The sequence below is a fragment of the Nostoc sp. genome (genome assembly GCF_036919595.1).
Taxonomy (GTDB): Bacteria; Cyanobacteriota; Cyanobacteriia; order Cyanobacteriales; family Nostocaceae; genus Nostoc.
The window spans coordinates 23289-49685 of record NZ_JBALCO010000162.1; the positions used below are offsets into that span (position 1 = coordinate 23289).

The following is a 26397-nucleotide window of genomic DNA, read 5'->3' on the forward strand; positions in this document are numbered from 1 at the left end:
TAAAAGAATTGTTCTGATTGTAGCTTGCTAACTAAATTAAAATCGGGTGGTTCTCTAATTATGCCCTTGCCAGTACTCTAACTATCACCATCATTTTTAAATCCTTAGTAAATGCAATCATAATTTATAAAAACTATACTTACTGGCACACATCACCGCTATTGAATCAGAATTATGCAAGATTGAACCTTGGTGGAAAGGGTTTTTTGAAGCCCTTCCTCAACTTTGCCAATCAGTTTGTCAAAAGCCTCTTGATCCGCTGTCAGTTGTTCTTGAATAACTTTCTGTAACTCAGGCTTTATTTGCTCACAAATATCCTCGATTTTTCTGTCGCCCAAAAAACTAGAACGAATCCAACCAGGTACATCCACATTTGTCTTGATTACTTCTTGAACAGTCTTGCGATTTAGCTCCATTCCTGCTGCCATAAGCGAAGCCCCATATACTAGTGCAATAGGCCAGGTTAAATGTCCAGTTAGTATTAAAGTGATGATGCTAGCCACAGCGCCTCCACCAATTATTACATTGACAATAAACGCCACTGTCTCAGCAATGATCGCATCTCCAATTCGTAACTCTGGGTTGACAAAATTTGGGTCAATGCTATCCTCAAATCTCAAGCTGCTTCTAGGTATCTGAAACTTTCGACAGATTGGATCAGTTTGTGCAGCTAAATCAGGTTGGATTTTCTTATTAAACCAAGAAGTGCATTGATTATTAATTATCTGCCCAGCGCGATCGCTTTTGAGCCACTGTTCTGCCCGACTGATCAAAGATGTTTCCAAATCTGCTAAAGTCCGTATTTTGTTTTTTTGCCAATCTTTTAAACCAGGTTTAACTGCGTTGATAATCAAGCCATCTGTCAAAGGCTTTGTTAGTGATTCGATTAACTCTGGGATATGTCTTTCAATTAAACCTTTAAGCTGATTCGAGGTAAATAGTTTGTTGACTTCTTGTTTAAAAGCAGCAGCACGCAAATCCCATCGTCCTACTCGTGCTAAACCCATTGCAATGCACCGTTCCGGCTCCGGATCAGGGCGAAGCAGCGTTTCTGGTTCGGGAAACATTTCCTGACAAAGAAAGTGCGTAAACTTCATGCGAGATGCACCGCCAGTCATCAGCACAAGTTTTGGCACAATTCCAAGTTCGTCCAGCTTTTCTTTTGCCTCCGTTAAAGAGTCACGAAACGATCGCACCCAGTTATGAAGCTCCAGTTCCGGTAAGGGTTGGTTTAAGATTTCCTCCATCATCAATTTATTCACTTGGGGAATAAAATAAATCTGTTCGTTGATAGACTCAAAGCCACGCGCAAAGGATTCAGGATCGCTGTATAGTTGTTCATTAGAAAAGTAATCTTCTTTAGCTTTACGGCAAGCAAGTTCACAACGAGCTTGGTGATGCGGATATTCCTGAAATACTTTTTCAAGTAATGTTTTTTGCTCGTGGTTAGCGAGAGTCCGGGCAAAAATAGCTTTGTCAATTAAAGATGCTCCTAAAGTATTACTCCCGAAATCTATCGGTATCTCTTCTAAGCTTTTAACCAGAGTAAAATCTGTGGTTGAAGAACCAATATCGACAATTAGCACCGATGCAACAAGTTTGTCATACTCCAGCTTCCCGGCTTCTTTGGCTTGCATGAAAGCAGCCCGCGATTCTGGTACAACATTTAGTCGGGGAATGCCAGCTTCTTGAAGTAGCTTTTGGTATTCTGAGCGATCGCTAACTGACCATCCTGAAGGGCAACCAATGTAAAAATAGCTACCTTCTCCACCTTCAACTTGTTTGCTTTCTTTCAAAAGGCGGTAGTAGGTTGCGACAAAAGTGCTAATTGTTTCCCGATATTTGGGATCATTGTTGGGTTTTTGCTTAAAAGAAATTGTCAGTTGGGTAACGCCAGCTTGAATTAATGCTTGTTCTCCCACAAGATAACCGAGTTTAGGATGCCAACCAAGAGCTGTAACTTGGTTCTTCTTGTTATTAATCTCCAGCATCTGGGGGGGTTCGATACTTTCCACTATCGCTTTAGCTACAGCCGTTTCACCGTGTCCCAAATCAAAACCGATTGTTTCTAAAATTTCCATACCCTTATTGTCTATTATTCTCTAGAAGAATACACTGGCTCAATTACCCTACCGCGCCTGAGAAGGCGATCGCCTTTCAACAAAGCAGGAGTTAAAGTTACATGATCTTTGGTATCGGGATCGATACTTGGCTCAAAGTCAAAATACTCGCGATCGCTATGAGGGTCATTTTGTCGGTAAATTTGAGCGTTAATTCCCTGAGACATTAAAATCTGTGGCAGAAGCTTCGCCAATTCATGAGCCATTTGGGGTTTATCAAGTTTTGATGCGCCCATTAGCCTTTGCAGAAAGTTCAATAGCTCTGGCAGTTCTTCTATTGCTAAATCGCCTTCATGTTTATTCGATTCTTCTACTCTAGCCACTGCTAGGTCGATCGTGTTGAGAGCATCGCTAAGGTGATCTAGAAATACTTTGCTATCAACCCGGAGAATAGGTTGAGGTAATTCCAATAGCTCTTGAGAGATAGAATTTTGCTGGTTGTTTAAGTCGAGTTGAAGCACAACTTCTAGTCCTAAAAGTAAAGAGGTTAGTAGGATAGCCATCCATGCACCTGGGGTAGTTTTAGTTAAAGAGAACAATGAACCCAAGATGCCTATACAAATTAGTGCCTGTAGCAGTTTCATGATTAATCTGTTGGCAAAAAACTTTGTACCTGAGTTAGTAATTTGCCTTTGTTCTATTGGAGCAAGTTGAGAATAGTTAGCCGCAGCGAGAGTAGCAATGGACTGCCGCAGTGTATCCAGAAAAAAGGAAGCCAGACGAACTTGAGCCAGATTAAGCTTTTCAATGTAAATTCTTTCGAGATGATCGAGTCGGTTTTGAACCAATTTAACTATCTGCTCAATGTTGGTTGTGTTATCAATATCTGTCTGGAGTTGGTTGCGTTCTTCGCTAAAAAGTGAACTTATTGTTTTCATTGCGTTGATTAAGACTTTAACGTTACTAATAGGGGTAAAATGAGCAGTTGTTTGCTCATTTCATCTTGTAATCACATGATGACCGAATAATTTATAGTTCATAATTGATGATTCATAATTATGTTACATCGATAATTTAAACCCCAACTGAAACAGGACTGCTTCTACAAGCACCGCGTACAAACCCTTTTTAATTATGAATTATGAATTATGAATTAATAATTATGAATTAGGTTGATTGCAAATTACTACCCTCAAAAAGGAGAAACAGAATGTTTATCTGCGTCATTGCAGACTACGGTACAGGAGATCCGGCATTTACAGAAGTCACACAACGTCTGCTGATGGCTTTTCCTGATGCCCAAATTCATTTGCTTTCGGTTCCAGCATTCAGTACCTTGGCAACGGGATTCTGGATTGCCCAACTGGGACTCAACCCAGGAAAGAGCGATCGCCTAATTTATCACAACTGTGCGCCTCGTCAAGATGATCCCGAAGCCCGGCAAGACAATGAAGGTGAAGGACTAACTTATGCCCTTTTATCCAATGGTGTAAAAGTAGTGGGTGTGAATGCAGGTTACACTCTCTCCTTCATCAAAGACTATACAAAGGAGTTGCGAGTGGTTAACGTTTCTCGTGGGGGTTCGCAGTTTCGCTCACGAGATGTGTTTCCTCCGGCTGCGGCTGCGATCATAGGTGAAGATTTTAGCCTTCTGGGAGATAGCCTTAAGAGTGAGCAAATCCCAGATGTTCCACCAGATCGAATTGCCTGGATTGATGGCTACGGTAACATCAAAACAACTATTGGGGCGCATACACTTAATTTGGAGCCTCAAACCAAGATTGTGATCCGGATTGGAGATGTCGTCAGTGATGCAGTGTATTCTGATGGCAGCTTCAAGGTGTCTGAAGGAACTTTGGCCTTTGCTCCTGGTAGTTCCGGTTGGTCAAGAGGCGATTCCGGAGAACCATTGCGCTTCCTAGAGTTGTTTCTGCGAGGAGGGAGTGCTTGGGAGCGCTTTGGCCGTCCCCGTGTGAATCAGCAGGTAACTCAAATTGCCTAAAATCGGGTAGTTGGCTTCTGTTACCGAATTTTAGATTTTAGATTTTGGCTAATGGAATTGAGAGATTCAAAATTTAAAAATGTCTGAGAGCAAGCGAATTTAAATGCGATCGGACTTACGCATCAAGTACGAAATGTAGGGGCAATTCATGAATTGCCCCTACGCTAAATCAAGGCTTTCACTACTTTTTTGCGTAAGTCCTCGGTGAGAGGTTAAGGTAATTGCACTTTTGTGATTTATAGTTAACCTCTCATCAATGACTGCCAATGTCCAACAGCCTTCAATCATGCGTATGTTTTATAAGCAAAAACTCTCAATGTATACCTTCATAAACCTTAGTTTACTGTGAAATTGCCTATAATCCCACCTGTTTCGAGCGAACACAAAAAGATTGGACCTGTGCCGTCATAGACATAAAGGTTGCCAAGATTCAGGGTTTGCCAAACTTTTGGACCAGAAGTAGTGTAAATTATAGAACCAACAAAGGCAGCGTTTCCAACACCATTAATCGAAAGTGTTTGACACGAGCTATTATTTCCATAAATAGAGACTGAGGTTGGGTGAGAACCTGTTGACAGTTGCAGGGTTCCTATGACTTGAACACTGTAAGCACAGTTATTGATAATTCCCCCATAACTCGAAGTGCTTAAACATGAATTGTCTTGGGGATAAGAATTCTTCATAGTAGCTCCTGGCCCCGTTACTGCCAAAGCTTGGTTCGCTACTAAGCTTATGAGTCCAGCCAACATACTTATCAAATAACCTTTTATAAAAAACTGCATTCTTGTTAACTCCAATTTTGCATGTATTTCAGCTTGATAATTGAATTTACCTAAGAATGAAGCGCATTTTTGACAAAGTTATTCTGTCGTTACAATACTTTTTTATAACTTTTTCATATAATATTTAAGCTGTCAAAGACTTTGAAAATAATGATAATCAAAAATAGTAAGAGGATGCAATCGACACTCGCATCCTCTCCCTCTTTACCAGACGATTATCATTTTTAGAGAGATTTTTTGAGTATCTTTACTCATTGACAAAAGACGTTTTATCCTAATTATTCGCATCTGAGCTGGTAGAGACGCTGCATTGCAACATCTCTACACACCGGAAAATTTCACCAATAACCTTAACTAAACGGTAAGGAATAAGAGTTTCTCAGAGTTCTTGCCTAAGTGATGGCAAAGTTTAAGGTAATTTAGCGTGATTTCATTCAACTAATGTTGCAGAAGCCCCTTCACTTGATGGAGGTACACCGGGTAACTCAAGACAGTATCCTGCACCATATACTGTCTTGATATAACGGGGGTGGCGAGGATCTGGTTCTAACTTGGTTCTCAAGTGGCGAATATGGACTCGAATCGTCTCAATGTCGTCATCGGGATCGTAGCCCCAAACTTCTCTGAGGATTTCGCTGGGAGAAACCGTTTGACCGTGGCGTTGCAGCAAGCAATGAAGTAGCTCAAATTCCAAGTGAGTCAATTTCACTGTCTCATTGAACCATATTGCCTCAAATCTTTCGGGAACCAGAGTGAGTGAGCCATAGTTTAGAATCTCACTGTGCTTTGCTGCTTGGGGAATGCGATCAGTACGCCGCAAAAGTGCCCGCACCCGCGCTAGCATTTCTTCAACTTCAAAAGGCTTGGTGAGGTAGTCATCTGCGCCAGCATTGAAGCCCTCCACCTTGTTCTGAGTTTGGCTCAAAGCCGTCAACATTAACACGGGAATCTCAGAGGTGCGATCGTCACGACGCAAGCGTTGGCAAACAGTAAACCCATCTACCTTGGGCAACATTAAATCGAGCATGATCAAGTCTGGTTGTAGCTGGAGAGCCAGCGCTTGACCTTTGATGCCGTCTTCAGCTTGACTAACATCGTAGCCAGCCATTTCCAAGTTGACGGCAACTAGTTCTGAAATCGCTGGGTCATCGTCTATGACAAGAATCCTCGGCATTCTTAAAAAATTATTACTACTTATTAAGGATAAATAACAACCTTTGTATAGATACAAAGATTTTTGAATCGATTATGAAAAAGTTTTAAATCTTACATAAATATTAAGATTAAATGACTGTGAAATCAAGACTCAACTACACCAAATCTTATAGTCTATGATGTGTTATACTGCTCCCTACAATCCGTCTCGATTTTTACAAAACGGTGTAAAGATGACTGTATACGCCGCTTTGTGGGGAAGACGTTACTGGAAAAGTACTACTCTATTACAAGAACCGTATTATCAGGAAAAAATCTTTATTGGTGGCCAAGGTGTGCCGATATTTGGCTTGGTTGCCATCCCTGAAAATGCTCATAGCACGATTATCGGTACTTATGGCATTACTGGAGAGTTAGAAACGGAATGGTTTTTGAGAGTGTTAGGACGTAAGGCTTACGCTCAAGGCTACGCTGTGGTATTATTTGATTGGCGTGCCCACGGCAAAACTGCTCAATTGTCCCCGACTCTAACTTCCGATGGACTGTATGAGGGGGAAGATTTTATTCGCATCGCTGCTGCTGCTAAGGCAATGGGATGTCCTGGGAAATTTTGGTTTACAGGGTATTCTTTAGGAGGGCAATTAGCACTATGGGCGGTGAAAGTCGCTCTCGAAGTGATTAGGGAGCATGGAAATTTAGGATTAGAAGATAGCGATATTGGCGGTGGTATGGTGATTTGTCCCAGCTTGGATTCTGAGCGATCGCTATCTTATCTAGTTACAAAGCCCTTCGGCAGATATTTGGAAGCAGGGATTGCACAGAATTTAAAAAAACTGGCATGGCAAATACATGATGCCCATCCTGGAAGCATTGATCCAGCAGCGATTGAACGGGCGAATAGTATCTGGGGTTTTGACAATGAACTGGTAATTAATCGACTAGGTTTTCCTTCTGTGGAAGCATATTACCAAGCTAGTAGTCCTTTACATATATTGCCACAAATCTCGAAACCGACTTTAATTTTATATGCTGCTGATGACCCACTTTTTGACCCAGCCATCATACCGGATTTACAACAAGCCTGCGATCGCAATCCGGCAATAGATTTATTACTCACTCAGTATGGTGGTCATGTTAGCTATTTGAGTAGTAAAGAGTGCCAGCGCCAATTACAAGATCCTGATGTTTGGTGGGCATGGAATCGGATTTTACAATGGTTGGAACAACAGCGTAATTCGTAATTTATAATATTCACCTTTGGCAATAAGTAAGCTACGTAATTCGTAATTAAGATTCGTCAGATGAAATCTAATGAGATATCCTTAGTAAGTCTACAGCGGATACGGATGTAAATATGAGGGAGATAATGAAATAAGAAGGGGGCTACAACCAAATCCTAGTTTAATTGTATTCATACTCTATACCCTTGCCTACTAATAGCAGCGTGGTCTTTTATCCATCAATATCCTTTAATTATGTTGATTTCTAATTTTTTTACGCCAAGTAATTACTGGCTTTTCAAAACAGAAAAAACCTATTACTGAAAGAAATGTAGAAAGTAATAGCATTAGCAAAATCCATTTTAAGTTCCAGTCTATACCTAGTTTCTCGAACTCAAAAATTACAAAATAATGAGATAAAAATAATCCATAAGATAAATTACCTAAAAAGTCATCATAATATGTTCTTTTAATTTTTATTAATAAAGGTATAATTATAATTCCTAATATTAATCCTATCAATACTTCTCGATTATAGGGCAATATCAAACGGGGAGATAAAAAAGTTGCTGCCAATAATAAACAGGAGAAAATTAATGTATATTTTACTGGCTGATTTGTAATAATATTGTTATTTTTATATAAGAAGCTACCACAAAAAAACATAAATATTGTTCCAAATATTAATCTATAACCAAAATAATCTGTGTTAAGAATTCCTAAATAAGCCATCAAAAAAATTATATATGATAAGAAAAAAAATATTTTTTGTAATTTATATATTAATAAAAATGGAATTAAGATATAAAAACATCCTTCAAGACCCAGCGACCATGCGGGTGGAATAATCATAAATTTCTCTCCTACCCAAGGAATCATATAAAATCCCATAGGTATTATCAAAAGATTTTGTAATAATCCAATCTCTGTAGGTTTACTAAGATAATGAGAATTTAATCCAAAGAGAGAATAAATAATTAAAACTACTATTGTGTTAAATAAATACTGCGGATAAATTCTCAAAATCCTATCGAGATAGAACCAAACAATTTTTTTAGGCTCAAAATAATTTTTAGATATCAAGGCTGTCATTACATATCCACTTATAATAAAGAATGATATTACAGCTATAACTCCGGGGTTTAATCCGTTTATAAGTACTCCTGTATGACTTATGGCAACAAAGATTGATAACAGGAAACGATAGATTCCCATTAGACATCTCCAAAAATAAAATTACTTAGTGTTATTCTAGTATAATTAAGAAATAATTTTTTTAGAACATCAGTTAATTATTTAAATACATGTGAAAACACATGAAAGCTATCAACTATTTGACCGGATTGGAGGATGAATAATTTGGCTCTACCGCTCCTTTAATGCTAAAGTAGTACTTTTTACTTTACCGAATTACAATGTCAACACCAACGAGAACCTAATCAAAGTTAATCTCATACCCAATTCAAAATTTAATTATGAATTATGAGCTACATTAGCTTGCGGAGTGCGAGTCCGCGAATTTCATTACGAATTACAAATTATCATGACTGCTACTCATAATCTCTGGCTGCCTGCACCGACAGATTTAACTTTGTTACCGCATGAGATTCATGTCTGGCGGATAGACCTTGACCAACCAGAACCACAGCTGCAAAATTTAGCAGCGACTCTTTCCAGTGACGAAATGGCTCGTGCTGAACGGTTCTATTTTCAGGAACATCAGCAGCGGTTCATTGCTGGCCGTGGTATTCTCCGAACTATATTAGCTCGCTATTTGGGTATTCAACCGCTACAAGTTCAGTTTAATTATCAACATCGTGGTAAACCAGTATTGGCAGATGCATTTGCCAATACTGGACTGGCGTTTAACTTGTCTCATTCCCAAGGGTTGGGTTTGTGTGCGGTAAATTGCACCCGCCCAATTGGTGTAGACCTGGAATATATTCGCCCGATGTCTGATCTGGAAACTCTTGCCAAACGGTTCTTTTTATCGAGAGAATATGAAATGTTGCGATCGCTATCTCCCAGCGAACAGCAAGAGGTATTTTTCCGTTACTGGACTTGTAAAGAAGCTTATTTAAAAGCAACTGGAGACGGACTAGCTCAGTTAGAGCAAGTTGAAGTGTCGCTGACTCTCACAGAACCAGCCAAGTTAGAGATATCTGAAGAAGACTGGAGTCTTTTTGAACTACTACCTGCTAACAATTATGTTGCTGCTGTTGCTATAGAGAATTTTGACTGGCACTTGAAGTGTTGGCAGTATTAATGTTCAGTATTTTAAATCGTTTATTTATCTTCCTGCATATTTCTGACAATTTTTGTTACCAGGTTTCTGGGTACAAATCTGACGCTTTTTGCAAGTAGTTTATTCATAAAACCAGGAATGACAATGGTTTTGCCCTTCATTAAGGCACGAAAACCGATTTCGGCTACTGTTTGTGCATCCATCATTTTCTTGCCCTTGAGCAACTTAGAGTCAGCCATTCCGGTTCTTTCATGAAACGCAGATGCTGTTGAGCCTGGGCAAAGAACTGTCACACTGACACCTGTACCTTCTAATTCATTAGCGATCGCTTCTGAAAAAGACAAGATATAGGCTTTAGTCGCAAAATAAACCGCCATCAAAGGCCCTGGTTGAAAAGCAGCGGCTGAGGCGACGTTTAATATTTTTCCTTCACCTTGCTTTACCATGTCCTTCAGAAATAGCTTGGTTAAATGGGTGAGACACACCAAATTTACCTGTAGCATTTCCAGTTCACCAGCTAGGTCTGTTTCATGAAATAATCCATAGATACCAAATCCAGCATTATTTACCAGTACATCAACCTTAATATTGGCTTGTTGCAACTCTACAAAAATTTCTTCAGGAGCTGTTGTTATAGATAGATCCTTAACGATAGTTGTAACCAAATTTCCGAATTTTTCTTGGAATTTAACTGCAATTTCTACAAGCATTACCCCATTTCTATCTACTAAGACAAGATTGTAATCATGAGCAGCAAAAAGACATGCTAATTGATAGCCAATTCCACCTGCTGCTCCAGTAATAAGAGCAGTTTGTTTGTTCTGTCCTTGGTGTGTTATGTTCATGTAAAAATGTTGGTGAATTCGACTTGATAAAGCTGCATTATATTTACAGTGGTTCTCGTTCTACAAGTAAGTGCGCGTAATATCTGAACCGACGAGAAATGTGTAGCAACTGGCGCTGTGTTACAGCTTCCGTAACGCACCGAAAATGTCCAGGATGGTGCGTTACGTTCCTAACACAACACACCTTACGAAAGTTGTGAATTTCTAAGCGATATTTAAGAAGCCGCTTTGAATCAAGTAGGCGGTATAAGTCATAAACAATTGAGAGTTAATGGGAGGACAAACAATAGAACTGCCTGCTAGTGCATGAAGGGTATCTTGGCAGCTAATATGGGGTCTTCTAGCTTGTAGGTACAAATCAGGAATAGTCAGTTGTTCATCAGACCAGCGTTCCAGTAAAAAGGGTCGCAGAGTATATAAAGGATTGTCCACAGAAGACACATTATTAATTAGCTCTGATTGCCATTCTTCATAGGGAATCATCTCAACTGAATAACCAAATGAGCGTATCCACTCAACTAGCATTTTCAAAGCGGCAGGTTGGGGATGTTGTAAATTGAAAGCTTTGCCTATGGATTCTTTTTGCCGTGATAGATAAACAATGGCTTTACTTACATAGTCCACAGGAGACATATCTAACATATAATCTACATCAGGAAAACTTCCCATTTGTAGACAGCCCTTGGTCATCAAATTGATAAAGTCATGTGTATTACAAATACCTGTTTTGCTATCTCCTGAAATCAGTGGCGGTCTATAGATAGTGACAGGAAGTCCTCGGTCACGAGCAATCTTGACTAACTTTTCAGCTACCCATTTAGTTTGGGAGTAACCAAGATAAATACCTTCCCAATGATTGAATTCATCCTGTTCTTTGACAACCTTGCCAGCATAAGCAGTCGATTCAAACACAGCAACACTAGAAACGTAATGTACAGGCTTGACTTGAATTTGACATGCCAGCCTCAAAACTTCCTGCGTTCCTAAAACATTGGCTGCTTTCAGTGCCGAGTAGGGAAAAACATAATTCAACAAAGCACCACTATGATAGATAGTATCAATATTGGCAGCTAAAATTTGAAACTGTTCAGAGCCAACACCTAACAATGGCTGAGATAAATCGCCGACAATAGGAATAATTCTGGAGTTAAATTGTTCCTGCCAAATTGCATACTGTTGCAGATTATTTTGGAGTTTACTTTTGCCTTCTTCGGTATTATCAGCACGCACTAAGCAATAGATATCCGCATTAGTTTCCAGTAGTAATTCCCGGATGACAAAAGCTCCTAAAAAGCCTGTTCCTCCAGTTAAAAAGATGTTTCTGGGTTCACCTACAGGCACATTAGATGCAGCGCCGGGATGGATGGTGGGGTCAAGAACTGCCTCGGCACTTAAATTTAGAACAGAGGGAGCAGCGTTGGCATTAGAAGATGTCTGACGCACAACTTTTGTGTCTTGAACTGGTGAACCTTCTTGTACTTCTTCAGCTAAACGCTGTGAAAGAGCTTCAATACTTGGGTAATGCCACAGGAGCAACGGAGATGGTTGAAACCCTAGCAATTTTTCTAATTTACTTACTAGAATCATTGCTTGGGCTGAATCCAAGCCAGAGTTTTCTAAATGTTCTTTGACATCTATTTCATCGGTTGGTACTCCTAGCAACTCAGCTAAGTTAGATATCAAAAATACTTGAATATCATCTGCTGTAAAAGACTGTTTTATAGTCATTTTTAAATCTCCACTAATGTAGAAGGGACAGGGTGATAGTGACTGTAATAATCGGAAGCTTGCAGTCCTTGAATTTTCAAATTTTGAACACGATACAAAAAGGCTGCACCAGTCATAATTTGATTAGCAACATCAACTACCTGACGATTATTTGCTTCAGACAGGTAGGAGCCCCGTACCCAGTCATTGAAACCGCCCATTGCTGGGCCACACCAAATTTGATAATCGACTTCTCTACCTTTTTCACCAGAACTAGACCAACGGGAAGATAATCCTAGATACCAGCGGAAAATCAACGCCATTTTCAGTTTAGGATTATTGACTGCTTTACCCAATTTTTCAGGACTTTTTTGGGACAAATAAGCCGCAGTTCCTTCCCATACTTCAGCAATACTCTTGCGGAAAACTTGTTTTTCTAATTTCTCTCTTTCTACCAAAGGAATCTCTTCAATCGAATCATAAGCGCGATATAGTTCAAATAATTTCTGCGCTCGCATGGGGAACATCGTACCCCGTTTGAGGACTTGCAATTTGACTCCCATTTCAAACATATCTGCTGCTGGGGCCATCATCACATCAGCCATTTCTACTTGAGCTAGTAATTTTTTGGTATGTTCACAAGCCCCAGATTCAATGCATGACTGATTAATTGAGCCGGTCATTACATAAGCAGCACCCATCATAAAGGCTGCTAATGCTGATTGTGGTGTACCAATTCCCCCTGCTACTCCGATTCTAATAGGTGTTTGGTAATGATATTGTGCTTGAATTTCATCCCGCAAGGCAATAATAGAAGGTAACAAACAAACCAGGGGACGGTTATCTGTATGACCCCCAGAATCAGCCTCGACAGTAATATCATCAGCCATCGGAACTTTGGCTGCAAGGGTTGCTTGTAACTCAGTAATTAATCCTTTTTCAAGAAGTTCTTTGAGAATTCTAGCTGGTGCTGGTTGTAGAAATTTAGTAGCAACTTCTCGGCGAGAAATTTTGGCAATGACTTTATTTTTGATTTCAATTTGATTAGCGTTATTCAACCCCAATCCAGCAACACGGTAATAAACAATGCTGGGAGTCAAGTCGAGAAATGCAGATGCTTCTACTGTTCTCACTTGATATTTGAGGTATAAATCCACTGCCCGACGTTCAATCGCAGGTTCATTGGGACTGTGAATTAAATTAAAGGCGTAGGGTCCTTTAGGTAAAGCTTGTTGAATGCGATTTATGGCTACTTCCAAACGTTCTGGAATTAAACCACCTGCACCAAAGGAACTCAAAATTTGCGCTTTTCCTAGTGCAATCACCATTTCTTCAGAAGCAATTCCGCCAGCCATTGCGCCAGTAACATAGGCATATTTCACTCCATGAAAGGAGAGAAAATTGGGATCTCCAAACTGTTGAATATGGATTGGTGCTGCAAATGTCAGTAGTTCTACTTGTGCTGTTGTGCCATTATCACTAGGGGATAAATACCCCTCATTAGTAACACCGATTTTTCCGGCAACTTTCACGATGTAACAGGGTTTATCTAACACCATCAATTTACCTTTGATGGTTTGTTGCTCAAAAGATACAGTTTCTAAAGAACCTTTCCAAACCTGGTTTTTGTTATGAAACCAGGCAGAAAAATTAAGACCATTATCGTGTTTACTTAGCACCGTATCTACGGTTGTCACGGCAGTTATCCCTCTGATTACAAGCAATGGATGATAGAAGCTGAAGGGTGTAGACTCTTTATAGGAGTCTATATTTTCATACCTATTCTCTATGAATATGCACGTAATAATTATTAAACGAACCGCCATCGCGCAGCCTCTCGTAGAGAAGGACGCCTTCTCTACGAGAGGCTTTGCCAACGTGCAGCGTCTCGTTAGAGATGGACACCAAGGAAGAGATGAGTTAAGAATTAGTTGGTGCAAGTTGAGAGAGAATTGGTATGATTTATTAGGATTCGTCGTTAAGCAAATTTTGGGCGCAAGTTAGTTGCAATTGAATGATTTCGCTCATTTGTTGACTATAATCTTGTCTAGCTTGTAAAAAAGCAGTGTGCGCTTTAGTTATCTTTGAATTATTAGCATTGAGCTTTTGATACTGAGTCTTATTTAAATCGAACATGCTGATGATGCTACTAATTTTTTGAGTGATGACAGGTGGAGAAGAAAGAGGAATTTGCTGCCCAATTGCGCTTGACTCAGAAGATTGTAATTGTTCTCTCTGTTCAAAAACGTTATCAATGATATTTTTTGATTTGACTTCTTCTGGCTGAGTAAGGGATGGCAAGATGTTAGAGGAATAACTTTCTTCTGGAGTTATTTTGTTGGAAGTATTAAGAGAATCTGTGATTTCAGATTGTTGGAAATTAGGTATGTTTGGATGCTGTTTTTTGAAGCGATCGCTCCTAATATCCCCAGCAAAATCTTCAACAAGTTTACGATTCTCTTGGCTTAAAATTGTAGCAGCGATCGCTTTTCCACCCAAGGTAACTGTTCTCAATGTTGCTTTAGTTTGATTGGTGGTTTGTTGGACTTTGCTGTACAGTGGTGATAAATCCACATTTACCTGATGACTGAGTAGTTTTGCTAATGCTTTGACTATAGAAGCATGGTCATCCATACCTCTACGATTCAGAGAAACTGTGAGGTGTTCTTTTTTGCCAAGGATTTTATCAATCCATCGTGAACAAACACTACCTGCGCCTGCTTCTAAAAATATTCGCACACCATCATCGTAGACACGATTAACTAATCGGGGAAAATCAAGCTCCTGGCATAATCCTTTAGCAATGTTGTGAGCGATCGCTTCACTTTCAAGTGCGAGCGGTTGATAATCAGCAGCAGAATAAAAAACGATATCTGGGAGAGTTTGTGATGGTAAAGTGTTTACCTTCTTGATTTCCTCATACTGCGATCGCATCGCTTCACAATGGATTACGTGGTCGAAGGGAGCCGGAAAAGCATTACAACCTAGAGTTTGAATTACTCGCTTACAGGCTGCATCATCACCAGCAATTAATACTTCTTCAGGTGTATTGATTTGAGTTAAATAAACCCGATTCTCATGTTTAAGACATTCTCTCACCTGGGATGGTGTGGCCATGAGAACATAGGTTACCCAAAAGTTGTTTTGTGAATCAGGAACATCTTTCAATCCCCAATATTCACGCACAGCATTTTTAGGGCCAGATAATCTATCTCCAAACAGAGGAGATGAGTTTAAAGTGTTACTTCCACCAGAAAAATTGCTCCAAACTCCTTGGGCAGACATCATGCTAGTTTCACCCAGGCTATAGCCAAAGACACATTGGGGTTTGACTTGGAAATCATCTCGAATAATTGTAGTAATCAGTCGAGAATAAGCGATTTCTGTTTCAAACATGGCTAGGGAATCGTCTAGGAATTCTTTTTCAAGAGTTTCTAGTTGTCTGGTGGAAAACTTATACAAGCTTCGGGGATAAAGTCGCTGATGAATTTCGACGGCACGGTTGGCAAGACTATTGAATATCGTGTCATCATAGACTTTCGGGAATAAGCGGAAGAGATTCTGACCGATACCCACATAAGAATTGACAGCTGCTGGATAAACGTAAGCGATCGCTCCGGTTTTACCCAATGGTTTAGCTGTGAAATAACTTCCTACTGGTGTTTGCCAATCTGTGCCGTTCTCAAAGGCATTGTTTACACCTTTACGGGCAGATTCAATTTCTTTGAGTAGTTCTTTTTTATTACGTCCTGTGATTGATAAAACGTATTTTGCCTCAGGATACCCTTCAAAAGTAGCGAATGTTTGACTGGCTGTAGTGGATAAACAGGAACTAGTTTCGATGGTTTGTTGAAAATTGTTAAGTAAATCTGGGATGTTGGAGCGATCGCTAACTGCGATCGGGAATAGATGAAAAGGCATTTGCTGCAAATATCTATTGTCCCGCTCCTCTTGGCTGGGTTCCTCCGATAAGATTAAATGGGCGTAACTCCCATCTATACCCATACTATTAATTGCTGCTATTCTGCGTGTGGCATCTTTATCGACAAACCAAGGTCTTGATTCCATTGCGATATAGAAAGGGCTACCTTCCCATACTTGCGGTGTTTTGACACCAGACCATTTGGGAGTGCCAGGAATATACCTGTAATAAAGACACAGAGCAGTTTTGATTAAGCTAGCAATTCCCGATGCTGTACAGGTGTGACCGATATTGGCTTTGACACTGCCCAATGCACAGTGCAAACCATTTCCCACTTTCGGATAAGCTTGAAGCAAACCTGTGATTTCGGCTTCATCCTCCTGGGGAATGCCACTACCGAAAACTTCCACATAATTAACATCTGTGGGTTGAATATCTGCAATCTGAAAAGCTTGTTTGCAGACATTGCTGATAGTTGAAGCATCAGGCTTTACCAGAGCGTTACTGACAGTAGAATTATCTTGAGCGAAACTCATGGCATCAATAACTGCATAGATGCGTTCATTTTCTTCCTTAGCAGTTTCGTAACGCTTCAGGACGACAGCACCTGCACCTTCGCCAACCGTCCAGCCATTGGCTTGTTGGTCAAAACTCAACGTATTCACACCCGTATTAATTGGTGCAAATTGGTTGCGGAACAAGACATTTTCTACACCACCTGCCAAATCCACTGCACCAACAACCACTGCATCTACTTCTCCAGTAGTGAGTAGCATTTGTGCAACTTCCAACGCCTTCAGGGCAGAATTTTCGCCCGCCGTCATCGTGAATGCAGGGCCAGTGAAATTCCATAAAGCAGAAATTCGACTCGCCATGATGTTGGCAATGTGACTGACATATTCGCCGATTTCTACTGGGTGGTGAATGCTATCTTTGACAATGGTTTCCAGTTGCGCCAGCTGTTCAGCAGGCAAAGAAACTTCTTGCGCGAGTAAGCCGTCCTTAACCTGCCAAGACAGATTCCATCTTTGCTGTAGCTGATGCACAGAAAACTCTGTCTCAGCGGCGACAATAACCGCCACATTGCTACCCTCTTGTAGTTTCGCATCTTTCACGGCGCGATCGGCAACCTTTAGGAGTAATAATTGTTGTGGGTTTAATTTTTCTATTTCATTCGGTGGGATCTTACACGATAAAGTATCGATTTCAAAATCTTTGATATATGCCCCGACTGGTGCTTTACCATCTGTTAAACCGTACTCTTTCAGGACATTTTCTTGATTTTCTATACCGTGCCATCTTTGAGGCGGTAGGGAAATAAAATGTTGGGTTCCATCATAAATACTCCGTTCAAAAGCATCTAAGGCATTGCAGTTACCGAAAAAGGCATCCATGCCGACAATGGCAATTTTGGCAGGTGGAATAGGTGCAGTTGAATCAACAGATTGTGCTGTAGTTCCTTGTTCTAAAATCAGATGAGAATTAGTGCCACCAAAACCAAAAGCGCTAATAGCAGCCCGTTTAATTGGTGTATTATTATTGGGCCATGACGTAGCTGTTCTAACAATTTTGTCAGCAGAAATTATCTGATTTTCGGAAGCTAAAGGTTCATTAACATTAATGGTTGGTGGAATCACCCCATGAGACATACTCAAAATCACTTTAGTCAAGCCAACCATACCAGCAGCAGTTAGCAAATGACCAGTATTTGCCTTAGCAGAACCCACCAGAGGCGCAGCTTGATTTTGACCAAAAAATGTTTCTATAGAGTTGAATTCGGTTGTATCTCCTAGCAATGTGCCAGTGGCGTGACACTCTAGATAATCGATGGTTTTGGGACTAAACTTTGCCTCCTGATAGGCTCGTTCAAAAGCTAAGATTTGTCCTTTAGGATTTGGACTAAGTAAGTGTTTACCTTTGCCATCATTTGAGAGTCCATTACCGCAAATAGTGGCGAGAATATTATCGCCATCTCTAACAGCATCAGAATATCTTTTCAGCATCACCATTCCAACACCATCGGCAGGAATTAGCCCTCTAGAAGACTTATCTAAGGGGCGGCTGATACCGTTTTCTGGATACCCTTGAACACCGGAAAATAACATCCGCACGAATAGGGAATCTGCACAACTTATAGCTCCAGCTAACATGACATCAGCTTTGTGTGACCATAAGTAATGAGATGCTAGTTTAATAGCATAAAATGATGACGAACAAGCAGCATCCAGACATAAATTAATCTGGGAGAGTGAGAAGGCTTGAGCAATTATAGATGCTGGTAAACCAGATATCATCGCATTGTACAAAGACGCTTTAGTTCCACTTGGGACAGCTAAATCAAAGTCTTCATACTGCAAAAGTTCTCTGACAGCAGGTGCGATCGCTTTCTGGTAAATTGGAGAGAATAATTGATTAGATAATTTTGTCGGGAACGACAAATTACCTAAAATTACGCCGCATTTTGAGAGAACAGTTTGATTACCCCAATAACCACTCTGTACAATTGTCTGTTTAGCGGCATACAATGACCATTTGAAGGTGTTATCTAAGCCAGTAACAAATTCTGATGGGAGATTGTATTCGGAAGGATTAAATTGAAAGTTGCGGATGTACCCGCCTTTGAGGGAATAGGTTTTGTCTGGTGTACCTTTAACTGGATTGTGAAAGATTGTCGGATCTACTCCGATTTCTTCGACTGTTACAGTAGATGTCGAATCTTTTTGATTAACAATATTATGCCAGAATTCTTCGGGATTTTTAGCATCGGGGAATAGACATGATAATCCGATAATGGCTATTTTTTCCACTAGTTATATCCTTAAGATTTGGGTATTAGGCAAGAGATATTTAAAACGCAGGATTTACGCTGTTCCCCAAACTTTCAAGAGGCGGTTGCTAAAGAACAAGCTTACGTATAAGGCAAAAAAGGCGCAGAGAGAATAAGTCGAAGATTACTAACTTCTAAGTAATTTCATCGACCAAATAATTGCTTTTGCTCCGAGTAGACGTGAGTAGACTTGTCCTTCTCGATTGTGAATGATAAAATCGGCGGTTGCACTACTGGGTGTTTTGGCTTTCACTTCACAAGAAACGTAAAAGGATTCATTGGGTGGTGTGGTTGCAAATTGTTCATATTTTGCTACTTGTCCAGGTAAGCAACCTTCTTGATGAAAATGCTGTGTCCAAACCCAGAGTGCGTGCATACTTAGGTCAGTTGTATATGGATTTACCCATTGGACTGGAAATTGTCCTTGTTGTTTATCTGAGATTTGTTCCCACAAGCATTGTGTAGTAATTTTTTCTGTGGTGATATTTAGAACTTTTTGGATTTCTTGAAAAGAGGGGCCATGAAATAATGTAGTTTCTCCATTTTGATAAAAAGATTTGCCAGTGAGACTGATGATATTATCTGGTTCTAAATTCAATGCATCATAAATTGGGATAGTGGGTATTTCTAGTAATAGTTGAATTTGGGCACTGAAATGATAAAATATTTTTTCATTTGCATTTTTACTCGATATTTTGGTGCTAAATGTAATCTGTTGAGCATTAGTTTTAGAAACCTCTTCAACATCTAAAATAAATTCACTTGGCAGACTTTCATTAAAAGTAATTCCTTTCAAAATTTTGAAATCTTGAGCAGCAAAAAATCTATATCCTGGATAAAGTTGTTCACAAGAGTCAATCATCCATGATAGAGCGCATGTAGCAGGCAACACTGGAGAACCAGCGATCGCATGATCCAATAAAAATGGATTCTCTTCTACTGTCATTCGGCGGCGCATCCGATAGCTGCACAGTTCAGAATCTAACTCCCTAGCAAAGGGAACTAGGGGGCTACCAATTACAACTTGTGTATTTTCTCGATAGCTAGGATGCAATTCGTTGACTAACATTTGTGTTCCAGCTTCTACGGGAATCACCTCAATTCCTCGTTCAGCAAAAGCCTTTTTAAGTTCTGGTGACACCATCCCACTATCCCAAGCTCCCCAATTAATTGCCACTACATGACATGAAGGATATTGTTGTTTGAAAATATGTCCTGATTTATTGAGAATTTCATTAGCGATCGCATAATCAGACTGCCCAATATTTCCATGAAAGCCTGTTACAGAAGAAAACAAAACTAAATGCTGAAGTTGACTAGGGTTAACGCAAGTAAGTAGATTTTCTAATCCTTGCACTTTGGCGGTATAAACTTTTTCAAAATCCTGTTCTGTTTTCTTTTCAATTAACTTATCGGCTAAATTTCCAGCGCCGTGGATAATTCCTGTAATCGGCCCAAGATGTTGCACAGCATTGGCAACTTTTTCTTGTAAAGCTTGCGGATCTGTGACATCGACGCTAATATATTCTGCTTTCGCTCCTGTTTTTTTAATTGCTGCTAGGGTGTTTTTAATTTCGCGGCTGGAGGTAATTTTGTTATATATCTTTTGCACGCTCATGGGTGTGGGCTTCTCTCCTTGGGAAAGAAGATTTTCCATGATGCATTTTTTCAATGCTGATTCATCAGAATCTTGAGCAAAATCTGGCTCGTTTTCTAATAGTTCGGAGCGACCAAGGAGGATGAATTTGCAGGGTTGCTGCTGTGCTAATTTGATAGTACACTCAGCCGTAATCCCTTTTGCACCGCCGCTCACGACAAAGACAGATGATGGACTAAGCTGGGCTGTTTGTATCATAAATCCTCGTGAATAACTGAATAAATTTGGTTTTTTCTTCCTCTGTGTCCTCTGCGCCTCTGCGGTTTTTTTTTAACGAACCACAGAGACGCAGAGAGCGCAGAGAGAAGAGATGAAGGATTAACCTGCTTTTTAATCGGCGATAATGGTGACTCGTCCCTGTGAGCCGTAGGCAACTTCACTAATATAAAGATTGGGGTCATGAAGCTCGGCTATGATGTTTTGTACTGACTGTTTGGCGTCAAGTCTGGGACTTAGGTCGATCGCACGAGTGAAAACTTTTGGCCATTCCCATCTCAGGGTTTTGGTTAATCCGAATAAACCAGCGCCGATCGCCCCGAAGTTGACTTTGTACTCTAAGCCAAAAGCACCATCGAGGTGAGCAACTGTGCAAAAACAACTACGTCCATGACGCGCGGCTTCGTTGAGAGAGGGTTTGAGGTGTTTCGCCATCAAAAATACCTGCTTGACGATCGCCTTTTCCTGTTCGTTATAGGAAATACTCCCGGTGTGATTTCCGACAAAAAGCGGATGGAGATGGATGAAGGCCCCAATCGCGCCGCAGTGAGATGCGATCGCTTGCAATTGTTGTTGGAGATGTTCTTCACTCAAGTTTGCTAAGGTGACGCGGGTTACTCCTGCGGGTAAGGGCGCTTGTTGGGCGATGAGCGATTGGGGGAAGCTGACAACTACTACTTTCCAGCCTTTCTCAATTAGGGATTCAGTTAATTTATAAGTGGTGAGGGAACCATCATCGGTGATTAAACCGATGTGTCCCTCTGGTAACGTGAAATCTAAATAATCGGGCCGTGGTAGGCTTTTGAGTTTGACGGGATGGCGCTGGATATTATGCTCTAATTCGGGTGGCTGTTGGACAAACTCAGGCTCAAACTTTTTTTTTTCACCTCCAGCTAACTGCTGTAGGTAATCGACTATTTGACCGATGGTGCGGAGTTCTCCGAGTTCTTCGATATTTGGCTTGGGTAAGTTGGGGTACATTTCTTGCATCGCCCCTAAGATTTCCACCCGTTTGATGGAGTCAATCCCTAAGTCGGCTTCCATGTCCATGTCCAGTTCCAGCATCTCGACTGGATAGCCGGTTTTATCACTGGTGATCGCTAGTAGGGTTTGACCTAAGTCTACAACTTCATCAATTACAGCGAGTTCTGGTGCTGGGTTGAATGTGACAACTAGGCTTGTTTCAGGTGAAGTGACTACCTCAACTATGGCTACAGTCTCTACTGGAATCTCCGTTACTTGTTGTATTTCGTGAACTGCAATTTCTACAGAAATACTTTTGGAAGCCTGGGATTGCAAATACTCGACAACTTGACCGATGGTGCGGAGTTCTGCCAGTTCTTCGATATTGGGCTTGGGTAGGTTGGGGTACATTTCCTGTAGCGTCCCTAAGATTTCCACCCGTTTAATAGAGTCAATCCCTAAATCCGCCTCCATGTCCATGTCCATTTCCAGCATCTCGACTGGGTAGCCCGTCTTGTCACTGGTAATCACTAACAGGTTTTTATCCAAGTCAACAATATCGATGGTTGCGCCAGATACAGGTACAATAGTTGCTGGTTCTGGGCTGAATACGATAATTTCGTTGACTGGGGGTGAGCTAATTTTAACTACAACCTCAGTTTGAGGTTCTACTACTGGGACAAGTGACGCCACTACAGGCTCTACTGTCTCGAAAGTGGGGAGGGAAGAGAAGAGATTAGGGAGCAAAGAAGAGGAATTTTCATCCTTCTTAGAAGTCGGGGATACAGGAGTTTCAACTACAGGTACCACCTGGGGAGCGGGGGGGAGAGGTGCTTGGGTAACAGTTGAGCCATTTTTAGCTACTGGCTCAGTTACAGGCAATGGCTGGCTTTCTACTATATTGGTAGTAGGGGGTACTGGTGCATCAGTAACAGTTGTTTCTATGGTGAGCGGAGTGAAATTATGGCGTACCCCATTGCTTATCTCTGTTAATTGGGTTGTTCCCTCACCAGAGATGATTTGAGAATACTCTTGCTGTATGAGTTGGAAAAAGTTTTTGGTATATTCCAGCTGCTCTTGGAGATATTGCTCATGGATGCGTAGGGTTTCACCTTGTTGGGAGTGAAACTGCATCATACTGCGCTCTAAGCTTTCCATGACAACTAGCTTCATTTTGGCAGTTTCGGCTGTTGATTTACTTTCACTCAACAAGGAATTCTGCTGCTGCATCAGTTGGAAAAACGCTTTGGCATATTCCATTTGATGGTTGAGATAAGTTCCGTGAACTTGTAAATTCTCGGCTTGATTTTCCTGAAACTGTGTCAAAAGGTATTCTAAACTTTCTAAAAGCTGTTGGTAATTAGTAAGTTTTTCTGGTGTTGGTTGCATCTTAGATTCCTGGGCTGGTTGTAAAAGGGTCACAGGATTCATTTGTTGCTCTGTTTGGGTGATGATATTAGAAGTCACACCGTTCATTGCTGGGGCGGTAACAAGGGGTGGTTTTTTATGTCCGTTAGTCTCTATCACTGCTAGAGGTGGAGTTACACCTGGGCTGGTGAATAAGGGAGCCGCATCCGAATGTTCGGGGGTGGGTAATGTAACTTTGTACCCATCCTGCAAAGCTAGAGCGAAGGCATTTTTCGTTTTTTCGGATCTATAGTTGATGCCATTTAAACGGACATTTAACGTCTTCTTCGTCTCAATTGGGGGTAGAGTTTGGGGAAGTTGATAAGGATCGAGGTTATTCAAAGCCAGACCAATTACCCGCAACTGCACAACTGCTTCTCGCAAAGAGCGATCGCTATTCTTTTGAGTGCTGGGGTTTAAAGATACGGTAATATGAGGGCGATCGCCAAGGATATCTTTTACCAAGTTGGTGAGAATTCTCCGCGGCCCAAATTCTACAAAGCAAGTACCACCGGCTGCATAGATATTTTCAATTTCCTGCTTAAACAGCACCGAATTGGAAAGGTGCGTTTCCAGGATTTTTTGAATGCCTTGGGGTTCTTTGGGATACTGTTTGCTGGTGACGTTGCTATAAACAGGGATTTTGGGACTTTGGAACTTGACGGACTTAGTAGCGATCGCAAAGGATTTCTGAGCAAAGGCAATTAACGGTGTATGGAAAGCTGCTGAAACAGGTAACAATACAGCCGTATATCCTTTCTCGTGTAAAGCCTCTCTGACTCTGGCGATTTCTGCGGTGGGGCCAGCTAAGACAAATTGAGTGGGAGAATTTTGATTAGCGATCGCAACTAGAGGAAAATGCCTCAGCACTGCTTCGACTTTGCTGATATCTTCTTTAACAGCCAACATACTACCCGCATCATGATCCGGGTCTTCTGGAGCCGCCATTGCTTGACCCCTAGCTTTCACTAAGAATAAGTAATCTTCTGTACTCAAAACCCCCGCAGCCCAAAGCGCTGTCAGTTCCCCGAAGCTGTGTCCCGCCACAAAATCTGACTTGAACCCAGCTTGTTGCAGTATGCTGTACATCCCTGCACTCAACACCCCAATAGCTGGTTGAGCGTATTCTGTACGTTGTAAGGCAGCAATTTGGGCATTTTTTTCTGCTTCCTCAAACACCGGATGAGGAAAAACGATTTCTGAAAGCGGCTGCAAATTATCTTTGATTAACAAGCTATCCATATAGCCATGAAGACGCCGCATCAAAGGAAAATTCATTACCAGTTCCCGGCCCATCTCCAAGTATTGCGAACCTTGACCAGAAAATAGAGCAACAACTTTTCCACCCAATTCCATACCAGAGGCGCGGTAATAAATCCCTTGGGGATGCTCCCAAGATGCTGCTGTTCCTTTATGTTTCAGCCAGTCAATGCTAGTTTGCAACAACTTGCAAGCTTCTTCGAGATTCTCAGCTACAAACCCAAATCTGGCAGCAGAGAGGGGAATCTGTGGCGATTTGCACTCCTGGACTAATTGTGCATAGTGTGTTTTTGCTTCAGGCGAGCGCAACTTCCCTAAAATCTCTTCAGATTTGGTCAGCAATTGATCTACTGTTGGAGCAAACAACAGCACTTCACTAGCACCACTGTGTAAACGGTAAGCGTGGTTCTGGTCGGCTTCATATTCTTCTAAAACGACGTGATAATTGGTGCCGCCAAAGCCAAAAGAACTTACACCTGCACGTCTTGGCGCTTCCCCTTCAGCCCGAATCCAAGGTCTGGTTTCGGTATTCAAATAAAAGGCGGAATTTTTAATGTTGAGTTTGGGGTTCGGCTCGGTGATGTTAATTGTAGGCGGTAATACTTTGTGATGTAATGCCAAAGCAGTTTTAATCAAACTTGCCGCCCCCGCAGCCGCTTTTGTGTGTCCAATTTGCGATTTCACACTACCTAAAGCGATGTGCTGTTTTTTGTGATCATGTTCCCCAAAGAAGTCTTTTAAAGATCCGAATTCTGTCGGATCTCCAGCCATTGTGCCGGTGCCATGTGCTTCCATTAAACCAACAGTGGCGGGAGAAAAGCCGGCATCTTCATAAGCACGTTCTAAAGCTTTGATTTGACCTTCTTTGCGGGGAGCATAAATGCTCTTATAGCGCCCATCGCTGGAGGTACCAATGCCTTTAATTACGGCATAGATTTTATCGTTGTCGCGTTCGGCATCTTCCAGGCGTCTGAGGACAATCATGCCGATACCTTCACCCAGCATCATCCCATCAGATTTAGCATCGAAAGGTTTGACATTTTCACTGGGAGAAACAGCCGGTGTTTTGCTGAAGGATATGAAAGCCATGATGGTGTTATCAGTATCAACACCACCAGTTAGCATCATGTCAGAACGATGCTCGACTAGCTCACTAATTGCCATCTTTAAAGCACCGAAGGAACTAGCGCAAGCGGCATCAACTACGCAGTTCATCCCGCCAAAATTTAAACGGTTGGCAATTCTACCCGCGACTACATTAGCTAACATTCCAGGGAAAGCGTTCTCATCCCATTTCACATAGGCGCTTTTGATTTTCTCGACGATTTTTTGTGTATCCTCATCGGATAAACCGCTGCTTTTGAGTACTTTTTCCCAAATCGGATATTCCAATCTGGCAGAAAGTGGCATTCCTAACTGCTTGGCCATAGCCACGCCTAAGATTACGCCAACAGTCTCGCGGCTAAACTCACGTTTTTCGCCATAACCTGCGTCTTCCATCGCTTCTTTCGCAACCACTAAACTTAACAGTTGCGATACATCTGTGACTTCCAAAATGCTGGGTGGTATACCGAATTCCATCGGGTTAAAATCTACCTCTGGAATAAATCCGCCTTTTTTACAGTAGGTTTTATCTTCAGGAGTTCTGGGATTCGGATCATAATAATCTTCGACGCTCCAATGAGTAGAAGGAACATCAGTAATACAGTCAATTTTGTTTACTATATTTTGCCAATATTCCCGCAAGTTTCTAGCTTTAGGCAATAGAGATGCCATCCCAACAATGGCTATAGGATTGTGTTGTAATTGTCTGTTAATTTTGTTAATTGACACTGATTTATCTGACTTCATTTTTTTTTCCTCTATAGACCTCTTCACAGCCTTTTCGCAATTATTGATCAGGCTCTCTAACTCTGCTAAGGCAGTATCAATTGAATAAGCAGACATAGGGCATAGTGAGTACTCTGGATTGTGTAGCTACAGTAATTTCTGTTGCCTACTAATAATGAAAAACTCTTGTTCTGTAAGCAGTTAGCTATCCTATCTCCGCTAAAGGCTTTTCTCCAAATCGACACCACACAACATATACTGCCCTGATAAAGCCCTATATTTATAGGCGATTTTGGCAC

14 protein-coding genes are annotated in these 26397 nt (G+C 41.1%); 3 read left to right on the forward strand and 11 right to left on the reverse strand.

Translation table 11 applies throughout. The features are described from left to right. Window positions 1-158: 158 nt before the first annotated feature. Together V7K21_RS25085 and V7K21_RS25090 are read right to left on the reverse strand one after the other, a co-directional pair. Window positions 159-2081 carry an Hsp70 family protein gene (locus V7K21_RS25085; protein ID WP_335178029.1) on the reverse strand — a complete coding sequence of 641 codons (1923 nt, stop codon included), beginning with the start codon at window positions 2079-2081 and terminating at the stop codon, window positions 159-161. 14 nt (window positions 2082-2095) lie between these two features. Then, entirely contained in the window at window positions 2096-2998 is a 903-nt protein-coding gene (locus V7K21_RS25090; RefSeq protein WP_335178031.1) for a hypothetical protein, read from the reverse strand. A 272-nt stretch (window positions 2999-3270) separates the two neighbouring features. Between V7K21_RS25090 and V7K21_RS25095 the strand changes: the two genes are divergently transcribed. Then, window positions 3271-4062, forward strand: a complete 792-nt coding sequence (locus V7K21_RS25095) for an SAM hydrolase/SAM-dependent halogenase family protein (protein ID WP_335178033.1) — start codon at window positions 3271-3273, stop codon at window positions 4060-4062. Window positions 4063-4397: 335 nt separating this feature from the next. Here V7K21_RS25095 and V7K21_RS25100 read toward each other — a convergent pair whose 3' ends face one another. After that, window positions 4398-4844, reverse strand: a complete 447-nt coding sequence (locus V7K21_RS25100) for a hypothetical protein (RefSeq protein ID WP_335178034.1) — start codon at window positions 4842-4844, stop codon at window positions 4398-4400. Between the two features lie 430 nt (window positions 4845-5274). Beyond that, complete coding sequence (locus V7K21_RS25105) at window positions 5275-6018, reverse strand: response regulator transcription factor (protein ID WP_335178035.1); 744 nt, start codon at window positions 6016-6018, stop codon at window positions 5275-5277. 157 nt (window positions 6019-6175) lie between these two features. On the opposite strand from V7K21_RS25105, the gene V7K21_RS25110 reads away from it, so the two are divergent. After that, window positions 6176-7240: a YheT family hydrolase gene (locus V7K21_RS25110; protein ID WP_335178037.1), complete on the forward strand. Its 1065-nt coding sequence runs from the start codon at window positions 6176-6178 to the stop codon at window positions 7238-7240. Window positions 7241-7468: 228 nt separating this feature from the next. Here V7K21_RS25110 and V7K21_RS25115 read toward each other — a convergent pair whose 3' ends face one another. Then, entirely contained in the window at window positions 7469-8434 is a 966-nt protein-coding gene (locus V7K21_RS25115) for an acyltransferase family protein (protein WP_335178039.1), read from the reverse strand. Window positions 8435-8762: 328 nt separating this feature from the next. Between V7K21_RS25115 and hetI the strand changes: the two genes are divergently transcribed. Next, on the forward strand, window positions 8763-9485 hold the full coding sequence (gene hetI / locus V7K21_RS25120; RefSeq protein ID WP_335178041.1) for a 4'-phosphopantetheinyl transferase HetI: 723 nt from the start codon (window positions 8763-8765) through the stop codon (window positions 9483-9485). 20 nt (window positions 9486-9505) lie between these two features. Here hetI and V7K21_RS25125 read toward each other — a convergent pair whose 3' ends face one another. The 6 genes from V7K21_RS25125 to V7K21_RS25150 form a co-directional block, all read right to left on the reverse strand. Continuing rightward, a complete protein-coding gene (locus V7K21_RS25125; protein WP_335178043.1) occupies window positions 9506-10309 on the reverse strand; it encodes an SDR family NAD(P)-dependent oxidoreductase in 804 nt (267 codons plus the stop codon). Between the two features lie 204 nt (window positions 10310-10513). Further along, entirely contained in the window at window positions 10514-12037 is a 1524-nt protein-coding gene (locus V7K21_RS25130; protein WP_335178045.1) for a thioester reductase domain-containing protein, read from the reverse strand. 2 nt (window positions 12038-12039) lie between these two features. Then, complete coding sequence (locus V7K21_RS25135; RefSeq protein WP_335178047.1) at window positions 12040-13713, reverse strand: PfaD family polyunsaturated fatty acid/polyketide biosynthesis protein; 1674 nt, start codon at window positions 13711-13713, stop codon at window positions 12040-12042. A 268-nt stretch (window positions 13714-13981) separates the two neighbouring features. Beyond that, window positions 13982-18745, reverse strand: coding sequence for a PfaB family protein (locus V7K21_RS25140; RefSeq protein WP_335178049.1), 4764 nt, complete (start codon window positions 18743-18745; stop codon window positions 13982-13984). A gap of 147 nt (window positions 18746-18892) precedes the next feature. Further along, window positions 18893-20620, reverse strand: a complete 1728-nt coding sequence (locus V7K21_RS25145; RefSeq protein WP_335178051.1) for an SDR family NAD(P)-dependent oxidoreductase — start codon at window positions 20618-20620, stop codon at window positions 18893-18895. Window positions 20621-20752: 132 nt separating this feature from the next. After that, window positions 20753-26215 carry a beta-ketoacyl synthase N-terminal-like domain-containing protein gene (locus V7K21_RS25150; protein ID WP_335178052.1) on the reverse strand — a complete coding sequence of 1821 codons (5463 nt, stop codon included), beginning with the start codon at window positions 26213-26215 and terminating at the stop codon, window positions 20753-20755. Window positions 26216-26397: the final 182 nt, after the last annotated feature.

What these genes read in the sequence shown, in the direction of transcription:
- V7K21_RS25125 (WP_335178043.1), bottom strand. Translation starts at nt 10,309, where the DNA reads ATGAACATAACACACCAAGGACAGAACAAACAAACTGCTCTTATTACT.
- V7K21_RS25085 (WP_335178029.1), bottom strand. Translation starts at nt 2,081, where the DNA reads ATGGAAATTTTAGAAACAATCGGTTTTGATTTGGGACACGGTGAAACG.
- V7K21_RS25130 (WP_335178045.1), bottom strand. Translation starts at nt 12,037, where the DNA reads ATGACTATAAAACAGTCTTTTACAGCAGATGATATTCAAGTATTTTTG.
- V7K21_RS25115 (WP_335178039.1), bottom strand. Translation starts at nt 8,434, where the DNA reads ATGGGAATCTATCGTTTCCTGTTATCAATCTTTGTTGCCATAAGTCAT.
- V7K21_RS25100 (WP_335178034.1), bottom strand. Translation starts at nt 4,844, where the DNA reads ATGCAGTTTTTTATAAAAGGTTATTTGATAAGTATGTTGGCTGGACTC.
- V7K21_RS25090 (WP_335178031.1), bottom strand. Translation starts at nt 2,998, where the DNA reads ATGAAAACAATAAGTTCACTTTTTAGCGAAGAACGCAACCAACTCCAG.
- V7K21_RS25105 (WP_335178035.1), bottom strand. Translation starts at nt 6,018, where the DNA reads ATGCCGAGGATTCTTGTCATAGACGATGACCCAGCGATTTCAGAACTA.
- V7K21_RS25095 (WP_335178033.1), top strand. Translation starts at nt 3,271, where the DNA reads ATGTTTATCTGCGTCATTGCAGACTACGGTACAGGAGATCCGGCATTT.
- hetI (WP_335178041.1), top strand. Translation starts at nt 8,763, where the DNA reads ATGACTGCTACTCATAATCTCTGGCTGCCTGCACCGACAGATTTAACT.
- V7K21_RS25145 (WP_335178051.1), bottom strand. Translation starts at nt 20,620, where the DNA reads ATGATACAAACAGCCCAGCTTAGTCCATCATCTGTCTTTGTCGTGAGC.
- V7K21_RS25110 (WP_335178037.1), top strand. Translation starts at nt 6,176, where the DNA reads ATGATGTGTTATACTGCTCCCTACAATCCGTCTCGATTTTTACAAAAC.
- V7K21_RS25150 (WP_335178052.1), bottom strand. Translation starts at nt 26,215, where the DNA reads ATGTCTGCTTATTCAATTGATACTGCCTTAGCAGAGTTAGAGAGCCTG.